The sequence below is a fragment of the Frondihabitans australicus genome (genome assembly GCF_003634555.1).
Classification (GTDB): Bacteria; Actinomycetota; Actinomycetes; order Actinomycetales; family Microbacteriaceae; genus Frondihabitans; species Frondihabitans australicus.
Map to the genome: position 1 here is coordinate 968,758 of NZ_RBKS01000001.1, position 18,085 is coordinate 986,842.

At 69.4% G+C, this 18,085-nt stretch carries 13 protein-coding genes; 12 read left to right on the forward strand and 1 reads right to left on the reverse strand.

Annotated features, from left to right (window positions below):
- Position 1: 1 nt before the first annotated feature.
- From C8E83_RS04485 to C8E83_RS04510, 6 genes are all read left to right on the forward strand, one after another.
- On the forward strand, positions 2-796 hold the full coding sequence (locus tag C8E83_RS04485; protein WP_121368626.1) for a F0F1 ATP synthase subunit delta: 795 nt from the start codon (positions 2-4) through the stop codon (positions 794-796).
- Positions 797-877: 81 nt separating this feature from the next.
- On the forward strand, positions 878-2,512 hold the full coding sequence (gene atpA, locus C8E83_RS04490) for a F0F1 ATP synthase subunit alpha (RefSeq protein ID WP_121368627.1): 1,635 nt from the start codon (positions 878-880) through the stop codon (positions 2,510-2,512).
- 54 nt (positions 2,513-2,566) lie between these two features.
- Positions 2,567-3,472, forward strand: coding sequence for a F0F1 ATP synthase subunit gamma (locus tag C8E83_RS04495; RefSeq protein ID WP_121368628.1), 906 nt, complete (start codon positions 2,567-2,569; stop codon positions 3,470-3,472).
- Between the two features lie 18 nt (positions 3,473-3,490).
- Positions 3,491-4,951 (forward strand): F0F1 ATP synthase subunit beta, encoded by a 1,461-nt coding sequence (atpD, locus tag C8E83_RS04500; protein ID WP_121368629.1) that lies wholly within the window; start codon positions 3,491-3,493, stop codon positions 4,949-4,951.
- A gap of 2 nt (positions 4,952-4,953) precedes the next feature.
- Positions 4,954-5,211: a F0F1 ATP synthase subunit epsilon gene (locus tag C8E83_RS04505; protein ID WP_121368630.1), complete on the forward strand. Its 258-nt coding sequence runs from the start codon at positions 4,954-4,956 to the stop codon at positions 5,209-5,211.
- Positions 5,212-5,295: 84 nt separating this feature from the next.
- Entirely contained in the window at positions 5,296-6,060 is a 765-nt protein-coding gene (locus C8E83_RS04510; RefSeq protein WP_121368631.1) for a YaaA family protein, read from the forward strand.
- Positions 6,061-6,075: 15 nt separating this feature from the next.
- On the opposite strand, the gene C8E83_RS04515 is transcribed toward C8E83_RS04510, so the two are convergent.
- Positions 6,076-6,600 carry a methylated-DNA--[protein]-cysteine S-methyltransferase gene (locus C8E83_RS04515; protein ID WP_121368632.1) on the reverse strand — a complete coding sequence of 175 codons (525 nt, stop codon included), beginning with the start codon at positions 6,598-6,600 and terminating at the stop codon, positions 6,076-6,078.
- A gap of 188 nt (positions 6,601-6,788) precedes the next feature.
- Between C8E83_RS04515 and C8E83_RS04520 the strand changes: the two genes are divergently transcribed.
- The 6 genes from C8E83_RS04520 to C8E83_RS04545 all read left to right on the forward strand — a co-directional run bounded on the left by C8E83_RS04520 (position 6,789) and on the right by C8E83_RS04545 (position 17,957).
- Entirely contained in the window at positions 6,789-7,178 is a 390-nt protein-coding gene (locus tag C8E83_RS04520; RefSeq protein WP_121368633.1) for an FHA domain-containing protein, read from the forward strand.
- The gene (locus C8E83_RS04525) at positions 7,175-8,005 is read left to right on the forward strand and encodes a PP2C family protein-serine/threonine phosphatase (RefSeq protein WP_121368634.1); all 831 of its coding nucleotides are present in this window, start codon (positions 7,175-7,177) and stop codon (positions 8,003-8,005) included. The genes C8E83_RS04520 and C8E83_RS04525 overlap by 4 nt, the downstream gene beginning before the upstream one ends.
- Positions 8,006-8,156: 151 nt before the next feature.
- Positions 8,157-9,593 (forward strand): serine/threonine-protein kinase, encoded by a 1,437-nt coding sequence (locus C8E83_RS04530; protein WP_121368635.1) that lies wholly within the window; start codon positions 8,157-8,159, stop codon positions 9,591-9,593.
- On the forward strand, positions 9,590-15,436 hold the full coding sequence (locus C8E83_RS04535) for an Ig-like domain-containing protein (RefSeq protein WP_147430082.1): 5,847 nt from the start codon (positions 9,590-9,592) through the stop codon (positions 15,434-15,436). The genes C8E83_RS04530 and C8E83_RS04535 overlap by 4 nt, the downstream gene beginning before the upstream one ends.
- 36 nt (positions 15,437-15,472) lie before the next feature.
- Positions 15,473-16,444: an AAA family ATPase gene (locus C8E83_RS04540; RefSeq protein WP_121368637.1), complete on the forward strand. Its 972-nt coding sequence runs from the start codon at positions 15,473-15,475 to the stop codon at positions 16,442-16,444.
- 46 nt (positions 16,445-16,490) lie between these two features.
- Entirely contained in the window at positions 16,491-17,957 is a 1,467-nt protein-coding gene (locus tag C8E83_RS04545) for a DUF58 domain-containing protein (protein WP_245981413.1), read from the forward strand.
- The last annotated feature ends 128 nt before the right edge of the window (positions 17,958-18,085 follow it).

Here is an 18,085-nt window from a genome sequence, read left to right on the forward strand (position 1 = left end):
CATGGGCTCCATGACCAGAGAGGCCACCGCCGCAGCGCGCGGCGTGCTCGCCGACCTCGGTGGCGCGGTCGACCTGGCCACCGGCGAGCAGCTGCTCGACGCGGGCCGAGTCATCGGCTCGAACTCGAAGCTGCTCGGATTCCTGGCCGACCCGGCCGAGGACGCCGCCAACAAGAAGGCTTTCATCGACCGGCTCTTCGCCGGATTCGGCGAGCCCACCCGTGCGCTTCTCACCGTCATCGCCGGCAGCCGCTGGTCTTCGCACACCGACCTCCTGGCCGGCGTGGAGGAGATCGGCATCCGTGCCATCGCGCGCAGTTCGTCGAAGGACGTCTCGATCGAGGGCGAGCTCTTCGCCTTCGGTGAGATCGTGGCGTCCGACGCATCCCTCGAGCTGGCGGTCGGCACCAAGCTGAGCGACGGTCCGGCGAAGGCCGCCCTCGTCGAGAAGCTCCTCGGCGGCAAGGCATCCGCGGGTACGGTCGCGATTGTGTCGCAGCTGGTGCAACAGCCCCGCGGGCGGCGTATCGGCGAGCTCCTGCGCAACGCATCGGCCATCGTGGCCGACGAGGCGGGCGAGCTCGTCGCGGTCGTCACCAGTGCCGCACCGATCGGCGCCGAGCAGGTCGCGCGGCTCGAGCGCGGGCTCGCGAAGCAGTTCGGCCGCAGCCTCACGGTGAACATCGTGATCGACCCCTCGATCCTCGGAGGTCTCCGAGTCCGGGTCGGTGACGAGGTCATCGACGGTAGCGTGTCGACCAGGCTCGCCGACCTCCGCCTCCAGCTCGCCGGCTGACACCGGCATCAGTCATCGGGGCACTGTTCCGCCAGGCACTGCCGCCCTCCACGCACTACCCAGTTACGACAAGGAATCACGATGTCAGACATCAAGATCAGTCCTGACGAGATTCGCGACGCCCTCAAAGACTTCGTCTCGGCGTACGAGCCCTCGCAGACCTCGACCGAAGAGGTCGGCCACGTCATCGACGCCGCGGACGGCATCGCCCACGTCGAGGGTCTCCCCGGCGTGATGGCGAACGAGCTCATCCGCTTCTCGAACGGCGTCCTCGGCCTCGCGCAGAACCTCGACGAGGACGAGATCGGCGTCATCGTGCTGGGTGAGTTCTCCGGCATCGACGAGGGCATGGAGGTGACCCGCACGGGCGAGGTCCTGTCCGTGCCGGTCGGCGACGCCTACCTCGGCCGCGTGGTCGACCCGCTGGGCAACCCGATCGACGGCCTCGGCGAGATCGCCTCCGAGACGCGTCGTGCGCTGGAGCTCCAGGCTCCCGGCGTCATGCAGCGCAAGTCGGTGCACGAGCCGATGCAGACCGGCATCAAGGCGATCGACGCCATGATCCCCGTCGGCCGCGGCCAGCGCCAGCTGATCATCGGCGACCGCCAGACCGGCAAGACGGCCATCGCGATCGACACGATCATCAACCAGAAGGCCAACTGGGAGTCGGGCGACGAGAACAAGCAGGTCCGCTGCATCTACGTCGCCATCGGCCAGAAGGGCTCGACCATCGCCTCGGTGAAGGGCGCCCTCGAAGACGCCGGCGCGATGGAGTACACCACCATCGTCGCCTCGCCCGCCTCCGACCCGGCCGGCTTCAAGTACCTCGCGCCCTACACCGGCTCGGCCATCGGCCAGCACTGGATGTACGGCGGCAAGCACGTCCTCATCATCTTCGACGACCTGTCGAAGCAGGCCGAGGCCTACCGTGCCGTGTCGCTGCTCCTGCGTCGTCCGCCGGGACGCGAGGCGTACCCGGGTGACGTCTTCTACCTGCACTCGCGTCTGCTCGAGCGCTGCGCGAAGCTGTCGGACGAGCTGGGGGCCGGCTCGATGACCGGTCTTCCCATCATCGAGACCAAGGCCAACGACGTCTCGGCGTACATCCCGACCAACGTGATCTCGATCACCGACGGCCAGATCTTCCTCCAGTCCGACCTGTTCAACGCGAACCAGCGTCCTGCCGTCGACGTAGGCATCTCGGTGTCGCGCGTGGGTGGCGACGCCCAGGTCAAGTCGATCAAGAAGGTCTCCGGCACGCTCAAGCTCGAGCTGGCCCAGTACCGCTCGCTCGAGGCGTTCGCGATGTTCGCGTCCGACCTCGACGCCGCGTCGCGCCGTCAGCTCGCCCGTGGCTCGCGCCTGACCGAGCTCCTCAAGCAGCCGCAGTACTCGCCGTTCCCCGTCGAGAAGCAGGTCGTCTCGATCTGGGCCGGCACGAACGGCAAGCTCGACGAGGTGCCGGTCCCCGACATCCTTCGCTTCGAGGCCGAGTTCCACGACTACCTCGAGCGCACCGGCGACGTCCTCACGAAGCTCCGCGACACCAACGTGCTCTCCGACGACATCGTCGAAGAGCTCGAGAAGAGCGTCGACGGCTTCAAGAAGGAGTTCCAGACCGGCGAGGGCAAGCCCCTGGCCTCGGTCGGGACCGAGCAGTTCGAGGCGACCGCCCGCGAGGACGTCAACCAGGAGAAGATCGTCAAGTCGCGCTGAGCTCCGGCTCACCCCGCTTGACGACCTGACCCTCACCGACACAACAGGAGACACATGGGAGCGCAACTTCGGGTCTACCGACAGCGCATTCGCTCTGCCCAGACGACCAAGAAGGTCACCCGGGCGATGGAGCTCATCTCGGCCTCGCGCATTCAGAAGGCGCAGGCCCGGATGGCCGCGTCGGGCCCGTACTCGCGTGCAGTGACGCGTGCCGTGTCGGCCGTGGCGACGTTCTCGAACGTCGACCACGTGCTGACCACCGAGCCCGAGACCATCGACCGCGCGGCGATCGTCCTCTTCACGTCCGACCGAGGCCTGAACGGCGCCTTCTCGTCGAACGTGCTGAAGGCGGGCGAAGAGCTGGCGACCCTGCTGCGCAGCGAGGGCAAGGACGTCGTGTTCTACCTCGTCGGCCGCAAGGCGCAGAGCTACTTCTCGTTCCGCAACCGCGAGTCGGAGCAGATCTGGACGGGCAACACCGACCAGCCCGAGTTCGCCACCGCGAAGGAGATCGGCGACGCGGTCGTGTCGAAGTTCCTCACGGACTCGAACGAGGGCGGCGTCGACGAGATCCACGTCGTCTACAACCGGTTTGTCAGCATGGTCACGCAGACGCCCGAGGTCGTCCGCCTGCTTCCCCTCGAGGTCGTCGAAGGCATCGACGAGCCGGAGGAGAACGCGATCCTGCCGCTCTACGAGTTCGAGCCGGAGGCGGAGGACGTCCTTGACGCCCTTCTTCCCGTCTACATCGAGAGCCGCCTGTTCAACGCCATGCTGCAGTCGGCCGCCTCCGAGCACGCCGCACGCCAGAAGGCGATGAAGTCCGCGAGCGACAATGCCGACACGCTGATCCGCGACTTCACCCGGCTCGCCAACAACGCGCGTCAGACCGAGATCACGCAGCAGATTTCCGAGATCGTGGGCGGCGCCGACGCCCTCAGCTCGGCCAAGAAGAAGTAACAAGAAGAGAGAGAAACCATGACTGACACCGCCACCGCGCCAGTCGCGGCCGAGGCGACCGGGGGAGTCGGGCGCATCGCGCGCGTCACCGGCCCCGTCGTCGACATCGAGTTCCCGCACGACGCCATCCCCGGCGTCTACAACGCGCTGAAGACGACGATCACCCTGGGCGAGCAGACCATCGAGCTCGTGCTCGAGGTCGCTCAGCACCTCGGTGACGACCTCGTCCGTGCGATTGCCCTGAAGCCGACCGACGGCCTCGTCCGCGGCCAGGAGGTCACCGACACCGGCGCCCCCATCTCGGTGCCCGTCGGCGACGTGACCAAGGGCAAGGTCTTCAACGTGACCGGCGACGTCCTCAACGGCGTGCCCGGCGAGACGATCGAGATCACCGAGCGCTGGCCGATCCACCGCGACCCTCCGGCGTTCGACCAGCTCGAGTCGAAGACCCAGCTGTTCGAGACCGGCATCAAGGTCATCGACCTCCTCACGCCGTACGTCCAGGGTGGCAAGATCGGCCTGTTCGGCGGCGCGGGCGTCGGCAAGACGGTCCTCATCCAGGAAATGATCCAGCGCGTCGCGCAGGACCACGGCGGTGTGTCGGTGTTCGCCGGCGTCGGCGAGCGCACCCGTGAGGGCAACGACCTCATCATGGAGATGGAGGAGGCCGGCGTCTTCGACAAGACCGCCCTCGTCTTCGGCCAGATGGACGAGCCGCCGGGAACCCGTCTCCGCGTCGCCCTCTCGGCCCTCACCATGGCCGAGTACTTCCGCGACGTGCAGAAGCAGGACGTCCTCCTCTTCATCGACAACATCTTCCGCTTCACGCAGGCGGGCTCCGAGGTGTCGACGCTGCTCGGCCGCATGCCGTCCGCCGTGGGCTACCAGCCGAACCTCGCCGACGAGATGGGCATGCTCCAGGAGCGCATCACCTCGACGCGCGGTCACTCGATCACCTCGCTGCAGGCGATCTACGTGCCGGCCGACGACTACACCGACCCGGCTCCGGCGACCACCTTCGCCCACCTCGACGCGACGACCGAACTCTCCCGCGAGATCGCCTCGCAGGGTCTCTACCCCGCGGTCGACCCGCTGACGTCGACGAGCCGCATCCTCGACCCGCGCTACCTGGGCGAGGACCACTACAACACGGCCATCCGCGTCAAGGCGATCCTGCAGAAGAACAAGGAGCTCCAGGAGATCATCGCGATCCTCGGTGTCGACGAGCTCTCCGAGGAAGACAAGATCACCGTCGCCCGCGCGCGCCGGATCCAGCAGTTCCTCTCGCAGAACACCTACATGGCGAAGAAGTTCACCGGTGTCGAGGGCTCGACCGTCCCGCTGAAGGACACGATCGAGTCCTTCACGGCGATCGCCGACGGCGAGTTCGACCACGTCGCCACGCAGGCGTTCTTCAACGTCGGCTCCATCTCGGACGTCGAAGAGAAGTGGGCGCAGATCCAGAAAGAGAACGGCTGATCATGCCGCTGACCGTGAACCTCGTCTCGGCCGACCAGCAGGTCTGGTCGGGCGAGGCGGCGCAGGTCACCGCCCGCACCACCGAGGGCGAGATCGGAATCCTGCCCGGGCACCAGCCCGTGCTGGCGATCCTCGCCTCCGGCCAGGTGCGCGTGCGCGAGACCGGTGGAGGCATCGTCGACGCGACCGCGGAGGACGGCTTCCTCTCGGTCGAGAACGACACCGTCACCATCGTGGCCCGCAACGCGGCCCTCGCCTGATTCTCTCTTCTTCTCACTGAGCCGCTCGGCTCCGGGGCTTCTGCCACCGGAGCCGAGCGGCTCAGTTCGTTCCCCGGGGTCACCGTGCTGTTTCTTCTCCCACCGTCCGAGACCAAGCGCGAGGGCGGATCGTGCGCGCCGCTCGACTTCTCGGCGCTGTCGTTCCCGTCGTTGGAGCGCCAGCGGCGATCGCTCGCGACCGCCGTCGTCCGACTCGCCCGCGACGCCGACGCGTCGATGCACGCGCTCAAGATCGGCGAGCGGCTGAGGTTCGAGGTCGACCGCAACCGGGCGCTGAAGACGTCGCCGACGCTCCCTGCGCTCCAGAGGTACACGGGCGTCGCCTTCGACCCCATCGGGGCGGACGATATGACGCAGGAGCAGACGGCGTGGGCGGGCGAGCACCTCGCCATCCACTCAGCCCTCTTCGGCGTCGTGGGGGCCCTCGACCCCATCCCCGCGTATCGGCTCTCGCACGACTCCCGGCTTCCGTCACTCGTCGAGAAGGGCGTCAGCCTCCGTTCCGTGTGGGCGCGGCCCGTCGCTCGCGCGCTGGCGTCGAGAGGTCGTCCGATCGTCGATCTCCGGAGCGAGTCGTACACCGAGCTCGGCCCCGCCCCCGAAGGATCCGCGTATGTCCGCGTGGTCTCCGACGACGGCGGACGACGCCGTGCCCTCAACCACTTCAACAAGAAGACGAAGGGCACGCTCGTCCGCATGCTCCTCCGATCGCGACCGGAGGTGGACTCCGTTCGAGACTTCGTCGACTGGGCTGGGGGCGAGGGCATCGTCGTCGAGCAGGCCGGGGACGAGCTGGTCGTGGTGTCGGAGAGCGTTCTCGACGAGTGACCACGCGGGGATCGCTCAGCCGACGAAGTCGATGCCCTCGTGCTCGAGGAGCCACCTCTTCGTCGGCACACCCCGGCCGGGTGTGTAGCCGGTGAGCCGGGCTCCGGCGCCCAGAACGCGGTGGCAGGGGACCAGGAGCGCGACGGGATTCGCCCTGATCGCCCCGCCCACCGCTCGGGCGCCCAGGGGTCTGCCTGTTCTCTCGGCGAGTTCGCCGTAACTCGTGGCTGTTCCCCATGGGACGTCGGTGAGGGCGTTCCAGACCTCCTCCTGGAAGTCGGTGCCGTAGCTGTCGAGCGGAAGGGTGAAGCCGAAGCGGCGCCGGGCGAAGTAGTCGTCGAGCTGGCGGCGGGCCTCGTCGAGGAGCGGTGTCGGCTGCCACGACAGCTCGTCGGCGCAGGGCGGGAGGGCCGGGTTCTCGTCGGCCTCGATGTCGAGACGCGAGATCGCGGGCCCTCGGGCGTGGATGGTGAGGACGCCGATGGGCGAGTCGTGTCGGGCGACGCTGACGGCGGTACGGGGATGGGTGGCTGTGGTCATGGCGTCACGGTAGGGGTCAGGCGTCCTCGGCGGGTCGGCCGGCGGCCCACTCTGTGGACAGCTGCTCGGCCGCACCGGATGTGGGGGACCGGTGCTGGGCGTGACGGGGACGCGCTGGGTCGGCGCGAGTTGGTACGGTGTGAGCACCGTGAGCCGCTCGGCTCGCTCTGTCTGTGCCGGGAGGGTCCATGACGACCTCGTCGCCCGCGCGATTCCACAGCGTCAGGATCGGCGCAGCGACGTTCGCGCTCGACGCCCCGCTGATCGTCGGTCGGCGCCCCTCGCCGCCGCGGATCGTGCGGGGTGCGGTGCCGCGACTCGCGGCCGTGCCCTCCGCTCGCGGCGAGGTCTCCGCGACGCACGTCGACATCCGGCAGGAGGGGACGGCGGTGGTGGTGACGGACATGCGGTCGACGAACGGCACCCGCGTCGTCATTCCGGGCCGACTTCCCGTGGCTTTACGGCAGGGCGAGTCGATCGTGGTGCTCGCGGGCACGATAGTAGACATAGGTGACGGGAACCATCTCGAGATCCTGCCCCTGAACCGCCTCGTCCCCCAGGAAGAATCAGCCCTGTGACCCAGATCGGCCGCCCCACGACCGCACACACCATCCGCCTCGGCGACGCGTCGAGCGTCGTCCTCGACTGGGCGGGCGCCACCGACGTGGGGCTCCGACGCGCTCACAACGAGGACAGCTTCGTCGCGCGCTCACCGCTCTTCGTCGTCGCCGACGGCATGGGCGGTCACAGCGCCGGCGACGTGGCCTCCGACGCCGTGGTCCGGCGGCTCGACGAATCGGCCACCGGCGATTTCTTCGACACCGAGTCGCTCGAGGAGGCTCTGCGGCTCGCCACGGACGACATCGAGGTGGCCGCCGTCGGCACCGAACTGGGCGTCGGCACCACCGTCACCGGCGCGATCCTCACGCGCGAGGGCGACTCCGCGTACTTCACGATCTTCAACGTCGGCGACTCGCGCGTCTACATGCTCGACTCCGGCCTGCTGAGCCAGGTCACCGTCGACCACTCGGTCGTCCAGGAGATGGTCGCGGCCGGCATGCTCCACCCCGACGACGCCGAGAACCACCCGGACAGCAATGTCATCACCAAGGCGATCGGGTTCGGCGCCGAGCCGAGCCCGGACTACTGGCGGGTTCCTGCGCGAGCCGGGCTGCGGCTCCTGATCTGCTCGGACGGTCTGACGAAAGAGCTGCCGACGGCAGCGATCGCCGCGGGCCTCGCCGAGCACGCGGACACCGAGGAGGCCGCCACGGCTCTGGTCGCGGCGGCGGTCGCGGCGGGCGGTCGGGACAACGTCACCGCGGTCGTCGTGGACGTGCGCAAGGTGGTCGAGAAGGCCGACCTGGAGGCCACTCTGCCGACCGATCGGCTGCCCCGACCCTGACCCACGCCCCCCGAAGTGGGGGCCAGGCAGTTGTCCACAGATGCCCCCCAGGCCCCCCGGTGGGGCGGGGGTGTCCGCATACAATGCTGAGGATCGGCAATCCGACGCGGGCGCCTCGGGCGTCCTCCACCCAAGCATCCGAGGGGGCGACATGGCACGGCGCCTGCCGTCGCAGCCCCCTGTGCTGCCTGGCTTCTCGCACATGCACGTGCTGGGTTCCGGCGGCTTCGCCGACGTCTTCCTCTACGAGCAGAACATGCCGCGCCGGCAGGTCGCGGTCAAGGTCATGCTGAGCGAGGTCGTCAACGACCAGGTCCGGCAGATGTTCCAGGCCGAGGCCAACCTCATGGCGCAGCTCAGCGGTCACCCCTCGATCCTCACCGTGTACCAGGCGAGCGTGTCGGCCGACGGGCGGCCCTACCTCGTGATGGAGCTGTGCTCCTCGTCGCTCAGCGAGCGCTACCGTCGCGAGCGGATCCCCGTGGCCGACGTCATGCGCATCGCGGTGAAGATCGGCAGCGCCATCGAGACCGCGCACCGTCAGGGCGTGCTCCACCGCGACATCAAGCCGTCGAACATCCTCATGACGGCCTACGGCCACCCCGTGCTCTCCGACTTCGGCATCGCGGCCTCCCTCGGCGAGAGCGAGCCGACCGAGGTGGTCGGCCTGTCGATCCCGTGGTCCGCTCCCGAGGTCCTCCGCGACGACACGTCCGGCACCGTCGCCAGCGAGGTGTGGTCGCTCGGGGCGACGGTGTATTCGCTCCTGGCCGGCCGCAGCCCCTTCGAGGTCATGGGCGGTGCGAACACGTCGGCCGACCTCATGCAGCGGATCGAGAAGGGCCGGATCCAGTCCATCGGCCGCACCGACGTCCCGCCGAGTCTCGAGGCGGCGCTCCAGCGGTCCATGTCGCACCGGCCGGAGCAGCGGCAGGCCAGCGTCCTGGAGCTCGTACGCGACTTCCAGCAGGTCGAGTCCGAGCTCGGTGTCGCGCAGACGCCCATCGAGGTCGCGGTCGACGACTGGGCGCTGGCCACCGTCGCGGACCTCGAGGATCGCACGCGGGTGCGCGGATCAGAGGGCGCTCCGGTCGCCTCCGGCGCCCGTCGACGCCGGCGCCGCTCGCTGGAGGGCTCCGCCGCATCCGGCGGGCTCGACGCGGGTGTCCGCAACAGCAAGGCGATCCCGCGCAGCACGGGCACGCGTCCGGAGGCGAAGAGCCCGAAACGGTCGCAGTACCTCGCCTGGGCGGTGATCGCCGCCGCGTTCGTCGCTCTCGTGCTCGTCGGCATCTCGTCGCTCTTCCTGATCCGGTCGTCGTCCTCGGACATCCCGCAGGTCTCGAACATCCACGCGTCGGTCACCGGTTCGTCGGTCCGGTTCAGCTGGACTGATCCAGGGCTCCGGTCGGGCGACACCTATGTCGTCACCTCGGGCACCGACAACAAGAGCACGCAGACGTCCTCGACCTTCCTCGCACCCATCACCGACGGCCAGCAGGTCTGCATCACCGTGACCGTCAACCGCGCCGGGAAGAACGGTCCCGCCAGCGCCGAGAAGTGCGCGGCGGCGAAGGGCTCTTCGTGAGTCGACTGCTCCGCTGGCTCCTGGCGCACCGCTCGGCGGCCGCCACGGGTCTTCTCGCCGTCGTCATCGCGGCGGTGTGCGCCACGATCGGGCTGACGAGCTCCGGCTACCAGGCGCAGCGCGTGAGTCTCGACGACGGCACCGTCTGGGTCGCGAACGACTCGCTCACGGCGATCGGCCGAGCCAACCCCGCCGTGCTCCAGCTCAATTCGGCGGCGCGGAGCACGGGCAGCGACCTCGCGGTCGTCCAGGACGCCTCGCACGTCCTCCTCCTCGACCAGAGCGACGCCACGGTCGGGGCCGTGAACACCAGCACCGCCTCGGTGTCGCAGACGGTGCCGCTGCCGCCGAACAGCCCCGACGTCCTGCTCTCCGGCGACACCGTCGTGATCGTGTCGGGCAAGACGGGCGAGTTCTGGTCGACACCGGTCTCGTCGCTCGACGCGTTCGATGCGACGTCGCAGGCGGACCTCAGCCTGGGCTCCAACGTCGTCACGGGGATGACGCCCTCGGGGACCCTCGTGGCGTACTCGCCCGACAGCTCCGAGATCTCGCGGGTCGACGACGTCACGACGTTCGGCGTCTCGTCGACGACGCGGGTCACGAGCATGAAGAAGTCCGATTCCTTCCAGGTGGCGTCGATCGGCAGCCACTGGGCCGTGCTCGACACGACTCGGGACGTCCTGGTGGTCGACGGCCACCGGGTCGACCTCTCCGGTGACGTCACCGGCCGCGTCGCGCTGCAGGAGTCCGCCGACTCCGGCAGCACGGTGCGCGTCGCGTCGGCGTCGGGGCTCCTCGACGTCTCGTTCTCGGGCTCCGTGTCGACCCGGGTCTCGGGTCGGGGCGGCGATCCCGCGCGTCCGGTGACCGTCGGGGGCTGCACGTACGCCGCCTGGGCGGACGGCGCCGGCTGGAACGACTGCTCCTCGTCGGGGCGCCTCCAGAAGCTCGCCTCCATGCCCGCTTCGGCGTCGCTCCAGTTCCAGGAGAACGGCGGCCGGGTCGTCCTCAACGACACGGCAGGCGGCTCCAGCTGGGCCGTCCAGAGGTCCGGTCAGCTCATCGACAACTGGAGCGACCTGATCACGAACGACAAGGAGCAGCAGAAGAACCCGATCAAGGACGACAGCGACCAGCAGAAGCTCGAGGTCCAGGAGAAACCGCCCGTCGCCGTCGACGACTCGTTCGGCGCGCGGCCCGGCAGGGCGACCGTCCTGCCGGTCCTCCTGAACGACTACGACCCGAACGGCGACCCGCTCGTCATCACCGCCGTGACTCCGGTGTCGGCCTCGGTCGGCAAGGTCGAGATCATCGCCAGCGCTCAGCAGCTCCAGCTGACCCTCGCGGCCAACGCCTCCGGCGTCGTGACGTTCGACTACACGATCACAGACGGCCGGGGCGGCAGCGACAGTGCGCGCGTCACCGTGACGATCCGGCGTCCGGGCGAGAACTCCGCGCCCGAGCAGGTCCGCGCCACGAAGGCCGTGGTCGCGTCCTCCGGCCGGGTCACCGTCGACACTCTCGGCGACTGGGTCGATCCCGACGGGGACCCGTTCTACCTCACCGGCGCCACCGGGGCATCGGGCGGCACCGTGACGTTCAAGCCCACCGGCGAGGTGGTCTACCAGGACTCCGGCAAGGGGCCCTCCACGCAGGAGATCCTCCTCACGGTCTCCGACGGCACGGCGGTCGGAAGAGGCACGCTCACGATTACCGTCGACGCCGCCGGCCAGGTGCCCCTCACCGCGGAGTCGTTCTCGGTGCAGGCGTACTCGGGCGAGGTCACCACGGTGAGTCCGCTCCAGTACGCCCAGGGCGGCACGGGCACGATCAAGCTGAACAGCGTGCCGGCGAAGACGGGGGCGACGATCACGCCCAGCTACTCGGCGGGCACGTTCACCTTCGTCAGCACCGTGGTCGGCACCCACAACCTCGAATACACCGTGACCGACGGCGACAAGACGGCCACGGGCACCGTGCGCGTCGACGTGCAGGCTCCGCCGCAGCCGAACACCCCGCCGATCACCACTCCGAAGACCGTGTTCGTCCAGAGCCTCAGCACTCAGACCGTCGACATCACGGCGTCCGACTCCGACCCGGCCGGAAACGTGCTCATGGTGACGGCGTCGAGCGCCCTGCCCGCGTCGTCCGGGGTGCAGGTGCAGATCCTGGAGCAGAGATACCTGCGCATCACTCTGACCGCGCCACTGGACCGGGGGCCGGTGTCGTTCACCTACACGGTGACGAACGGGCTGGCGTCGGCTCAGGGGTCGGTGACAGTGGTCCAGATCCCGCGACCGACGACCCTGCAGCCTCCCATCGCGACGAACGACCAGGCGACCGCGCGTGTCGGCGAGACGATCGACATCGACGTCCTCGCGAACGACGAGCAGCCCGACGGCGAGGCGATCACTCTCGAGCCGAAGCTCGTGAAGAACGTCTCGTCGGGCGGGGGCCTGCTGTTCGTCTCGGGGGACCAGCTCCGCTATCTCGCCCCGAAGAGTCCGGGCAACTTCACCGCCGAGTACGCCATCGAGGGCGCCGACGGGCAGAGGGCGACCGCGCAGGTGAGCATCGCGGTGCGAGAGGCCGACGCCGCCACGAACAACCCTCCGGTGCCCCAGGCGCTGACCGCGCGTGTCGTGGCCGGTCAGACCGTCCGGATCCAGGTGCCGCTCGGCGACATCGATCCCGACGGCGACTCCGTGCAGCTTCTCGGCGTCGACTCGAACCCGCAGAAGGGCAACGTCTCGTCGGTCGGCTCGAACTACATCGACTATCAGGCGGGCACCTACTCGGCGGGCACGGACTCCTTCACGTACACGGTGATCGACAGTCTCGGCGCCCGAGCGACCGGGACGATCCGCGTCGGCATCTCGCCCAAGGCACAGGACGCCCGCAACCCGATCGCCGTCGCCGACGCGGTCACGATGCGACCGGGCGGAAGCATCCAGGTGCAGGTGCTGGCGAACGACTCCGATCCCGACGGCGGCAGCCTGCACGTGGTGGCCGTGAAGCCCAACGACAAGGCCGTGAAGGCGACCATCGAGGCCGGAGGCGTGGTGCGGGTCACCCCGCCCGACCGGGCCGGCACGTACGGCCTCGTGTACACCGTCGCGAACGACCTCGGCGGCGAGTCGTCGAACTTCATCACGGTCAAGGTCGATCCGAAAGCCGCACTCAACTACCCCGTCGCTCAGGACAGCGATCTGACGCTGAACAACATCCTGAACCGCAAGACGATCGACGTGAACGTCCTCGCGAACGTCTTCTTCGCCGACGGGAACGTGTCGACCCTAGGCCTCGGGGTCCTCCCCGGGTACGGCAAGACGGCTCAGGTCACTGCGAACCACCGGATCCGGGTGACGATCACCGACAAGAGTCAGATCATCCCGTTCTACGTCTCGCACCCCGGCGACCCCTCGATCCGGGCCTACGCGTTCATCCGCGTGCCAGGCTTCGACGACGCGCTGCCGCAGGTCAACGAGGCCGCCGCCCCGCTGACGGTCGTCAGCGAGAAGACCCTGACGATCGACCTCAACAAGTACGTCATCTCGACGAGCCCGAGCGGCGTCCGACTGACCGACACGTCCACGGTGCGGGCCACGCACTCCGACGGCAGCGATCTCGTCGTGAACTCGACGACCCTGCGCTTCACCTCCGCGGCCGCGTTCTTCGGACAGGCGTCGATCTCGTTCCAGGTCACCGACGGATCATCGGCGACCGACCCCTCCGGTCACACGGCGACGCTCGTGCTGCCCATCACCGTGTCCGCGCGTGCCAATCAGCCACCCGTGTTCGACGGCGCGACCCTCGACCTCGAGCCCGGCGACTCACGCACCCTCGACCTCACGAAGCTCACGACCTACAACTATCCGAAGGACGTCGGGGAGCTTCGCTACGCGGCCACGACGAGCGACGTGCCCGGCTTCACGTTCTCGATCTCGGGCCAGCAGCTGACGATCCGGGCCGACGCCGATGCGGCCAAGGGAACGAGCTCCCGGCTCGGGATGACGGTCCGAGACTCGGTGTCCCAGGGCCAGGCGGGCACGATCAGTCTGACCGTCGTCGGCTCGACGCGCCCGCTGGCGATCGCGGCGGCCGACAGCGCGGTGACGAAGCGCGGCTCGACGACGGTGATCAACGTGCTCGCGAACGACCAGGCGACCAACCCGTTCCCGGGCTCGCCGCTCAAGGTGATCGCGATCCGCGGTCTCGGCGGCGCGTCTCTGCCCGCGGGGGTCTCCGTCACGCCGAGCGGTGACGACTCGCGGCTGACCGTTCACGTCTCGGCCGACGCGAAGCCGCTCGACACGCACCTCCAGTACGAGGTGGCCGACGTCACGAACGATCCCGACCGCTACGTCTGGGGCGACGTGACCATCTCGGTCGAGGACGTCCCCGACGCGCCCCCGGCGCCCATCCGATCCGGCACGTTCGTCGGCGGCCAGCTGACCCTCTCGTACTCGGCTCCGCGGGCCAACAACTCGCCCATCACCGACTACCGTCTGACGGGCTCGTCGACGGCCGGGAGCTACACGAAAGACTGCGGCATCTCGACGGTCTGCACGCTGACCAACCTGAATCCCGCCACGCCCTACACGTTCACCGTCGCTGCAGTGAACGCGATCGGAGCCTCCGCCGAGAGCCCCGCGTCGGCGGCGTACAGCGCCGACTACGTGCCGGCGAGCCCCACCGGGGTCTCCGTCACGCCGTCCTCGTCGACGCCCGATGCGTTGAACGTGAGCTGGAACACGGTGCCCACGCCGACGAACGGCAGCAAGGTCACCGGGTACGTGGTCGAGATCGCAGGAGCCGGTGCTCCCGGCACACAGACCGTGCCGGCGGGCACCACCTCGACCACGATCGCGGGCCTCCAGTCCGGGGCGCAGTACAGCGTGCAGGTGTACGCGACGAACTCCGCGCAGGTCTCGAGCACGGCGGACTGGGCGCGGAGCCCCGTGTCGACCGGGGTGGCAGTGGGGGTGCCGTCGACCGTGACCGTGACGGCGACCCTCCTGACGGACGGCACCGGTGACGTCAAGGTGTCGCACTCTGCGAGCGATCCTGCGGGCGCAGCCGGGGTCACGTACACGGTCGCGCGGGCGAACGGCGCGGACGCGGCAGCGCAGGCCTGCTCGCCGTCCTCGAAGCCGGGTGCGATCTCGACGAGCAACGGCGTCGACACCACGGCTCAGGACGGCCAGCAGTACACGTACTTCGTCTACTCCGACAACGGTCTCTTCTGCTCGACGTCGAAGTCGAACAGCGTGCAGAGCCTCCAGGCTCCCGGGCAGGCCACGGGCACGGTGCAGCTCGCGGCGAACGGCACCAGCGGCTACTTCGACGTGCAGGTGAGCGGTCTCTCCGTCGCGTCGGGCACGGCGGTCGTGTACCAGGTGTCGGGCGACGGCGGGTCGACCTGGGCCACCGTGAATCCGAACGACTTCATCACGAGCGTCAACGCCGACGGGACCTCGATCTACGGCACGTCGCAGAGCTTCTGGTTCCGCGGCTGCCGCGACAGCGCCGGCGCCATCTGCGGCGCGAAGTCCGATCCGGTGGCAGCGACGCCGATCGCCACCCGTGCATCGGTCGCGCAGTGCACGCCCGGTCAGCCGCTGGTGGTCAACGATCCGGTCAACGGCGGCGGGATCACGCCGTCGAGCTACCTGGTCCGGTTCCAGGACGCACTCGGTCTCTGGTCGAGCGGCCCTGTCGGCGGGGGTGCGTACACCACGTCTAGTACCGTTCCAGACGATGCGGTCAACGTGCAGGTCACCGCGACCGTCCAGGGCAACACCGATCCGAATCCTCCGATCGTGGCGTGCGGCAACTGAGCCGTCCGGCATCCCACCGAAAGTGACACCGAGAGCATGAGCATGACGCCCGAGCAGGCCACCTGGTTCGCCGACATCTTCGCGCGCCTCGTGGCCAACGTCGACAAGGTCCTCCTGGGCAAGTCGTTCGTGATCAAGCTCTCGTTCTCGGCGCTTCTCAGCGAGGGGCACCTGCTTCTCGAGGACTTCCCGGGCACCGGCAAGACGAGCCTCGCCAGGGCGATCGCCCAGACGGTGCAGGGCGCTTCCTCACGCATCCAGTTCACGCCCGACCTCCTTCCCGGCGACATCACCGGTGTGAGCATCTACGACCAGAAGTCCGGCGACTTCGAGTTCCACGCCGGCCCGGTGTTCGCGAACATCGTGCTCGCCGACGAGATCAACCGGGCCTCGCCGAAGACCCAGTCGGCGCTGCTCGAGGTCATGGAGGAGTCCCGAGTCACGGTCGACGGCGTGACGCACTCCGTCGACGCGCCGTTCATGGTCATCGCGACGCAGAACCCGATCGAGCAGGCCGGCACGTACCGCCTGCCGGAGGCCCAGCTCGATCGCTTCATCATGAAGGCCTCCATCGGCTATCCCGACCACGCCGCGACGCTCCGGATCCTCGAGGGCTCGGCGACGCGGGTGCACGAGGGCTCACTGTCGCCCGTGGTGGAGGCCGCCGTGATCGTCGAGATGGCTCGGCTGGCCCGCACCGTCCACGTCGACCCGACCGTCGCCGACTACGTCGCCCGGCTCGTCGACGGCACGCGATCCGCCCCGGAGGTCCGCCTCGGCGTGAGCGTGCGAGGTGCGTTGGCGCTCGTCCGCGTCGCGAAGACCTACGCGGCATCCACGGGGCGTCACTACGTCACCCCCGACGACATCAAGCTCCTCGCGGAGCCGGTGCTCGCCCACCGGCTCGTGCTCGACCCCGAGGCCGAGTTCGACGGCGTCACGCCGTCCAGCGTCATCAGCCAGCTGCTCATCGAGATCGCGCCGCCCGCCGAGCGGGTGAGCGCGTGACCCGAGCCCGTCGCGGTCCGACGGCATGAGCCTCGACCGACCCCCTGTGGCGCCGGACACCCGGCCGCCCGGGCAGTCGCGCCCCGGGGCGGCGGCGCGGCGGGGGCAGACACGGCCACCGGGCGGGGTTCGCCCGGCTCCTGCGCGCTCGACCGCGTCGGTTCGGGAGCCGCGGGCCGACACGCTTTCGAGCACGCAGGGCCTCACCAACGCGCGCACGCGCATCGTCGGCAACCGGACCGGCTTCGGCGCCGACCTCGTCATCGTCCTCGTGCGGGTCTGGCGCGCCGTCGCGGCCTGGTGCGGTCGAGTGGCGGCGGTCGCGTCGGGAATCGTCACGCCGGTGGGCTGGTCGATGCTCGTGATCGCGCCGGCCTCGCTGATCGCCGGGTACCGACTCGGCTGGCTCGAACTCGTCGCGGTCGGCTACGCGGCCGTGGTCCTGCTCTGCCTCGCGGCCCTGTACGCGATCGGGCGCAACGCCTTCACCGTGTCGCTGACGCTCCCGCATCAGCGCGTGGCGGTCGGCGACGACGCCGACGGCCGGGTGACGGTCGCGAACCCCACCAGGAGGCGCGTCCTCGGCGTCACGGTCGAGATCCCCATCGGCCAGGGCCTCGCCGAGATCTCGCTGCCGGGCATGCGGGGCGGCGACTCGGTCGAGGAGTCGTTCGCCGTGCCCACGGGCCGTCGCGGCGTGATCCCGGTCGGCCCCGTGCGCACGGTGCGCGGCGATCCGATCGGTCTCGTGCGGCGCGAGCTCGAGTGGACCGGCGTCACCGAGCTGTACGTGCACCCGAAGACCATCGGCATCCAGTCCACGAGCACGGGCCTGATCCGCGACCTCGAGGGCACGGCGACGCGAGACCTCACCGCGAGCGACATCTCGTTCCACGCTCTCCGCGAGTACGTCCGCGGCGATGAACGACGACACATCCACTGGAAGTCCACCGCCCGTGCAGGCCAGTACATGGTGCGGCAGTTCGAGGAGACCCGCCGCAGCCACCTCGTCATCGCGCTGAGCCTCGCGAACGTCGACTTCGCCACGGAGGACGAGTTCGAACTGGCCGTGAGCGTCGCCGCGTCGCTCGGCATCCGTGCCATCCGCGACGCCCGCGAGGTCACGGTCGTGGTCTCCGAGCGGACGCCCGAGTTCGCCAAGCGCAAGACTCTGGCGGTCAAGCCGCTGAGCACGCTCACCCGCGACCGCCTGCTGGACGAGCTCGCCGTGGTGACCTACTCGGAGTCGTCTCTCGCGATCACCGACGTCGCTCGCGTCACGGGCGAACAGGTGTCGGGCATCTCCGTGGCCTTCCTCGTCGTCGGCTCGACCACCCGCATCACGGATCTTCGCGCCGCGGCCGCCGCGTTCCCTCCCGGCGTCGAGGCCGTGGCCATCGTCTGCGACCCGGAGTCGATCCCCGGCATGCGCCGGGTGGCCGACCTCACGGTGCTCACCGTCGGCTACCTCGACGACCTCAAGCAGTCTTTGGCGAAGGTGGTGAGCGTGTGAGCGCGCCCGCGGCAGGGATCGCGGCGAGGCGGACGGCCTCAGAGGCGCAGCCGCTCCGGCCCCGTCGGTCGCGCCCGCGTGTCTCAGCGGGCTTCGCCCTCGCGCAGGCACTCGCCTTCGCGGTGATC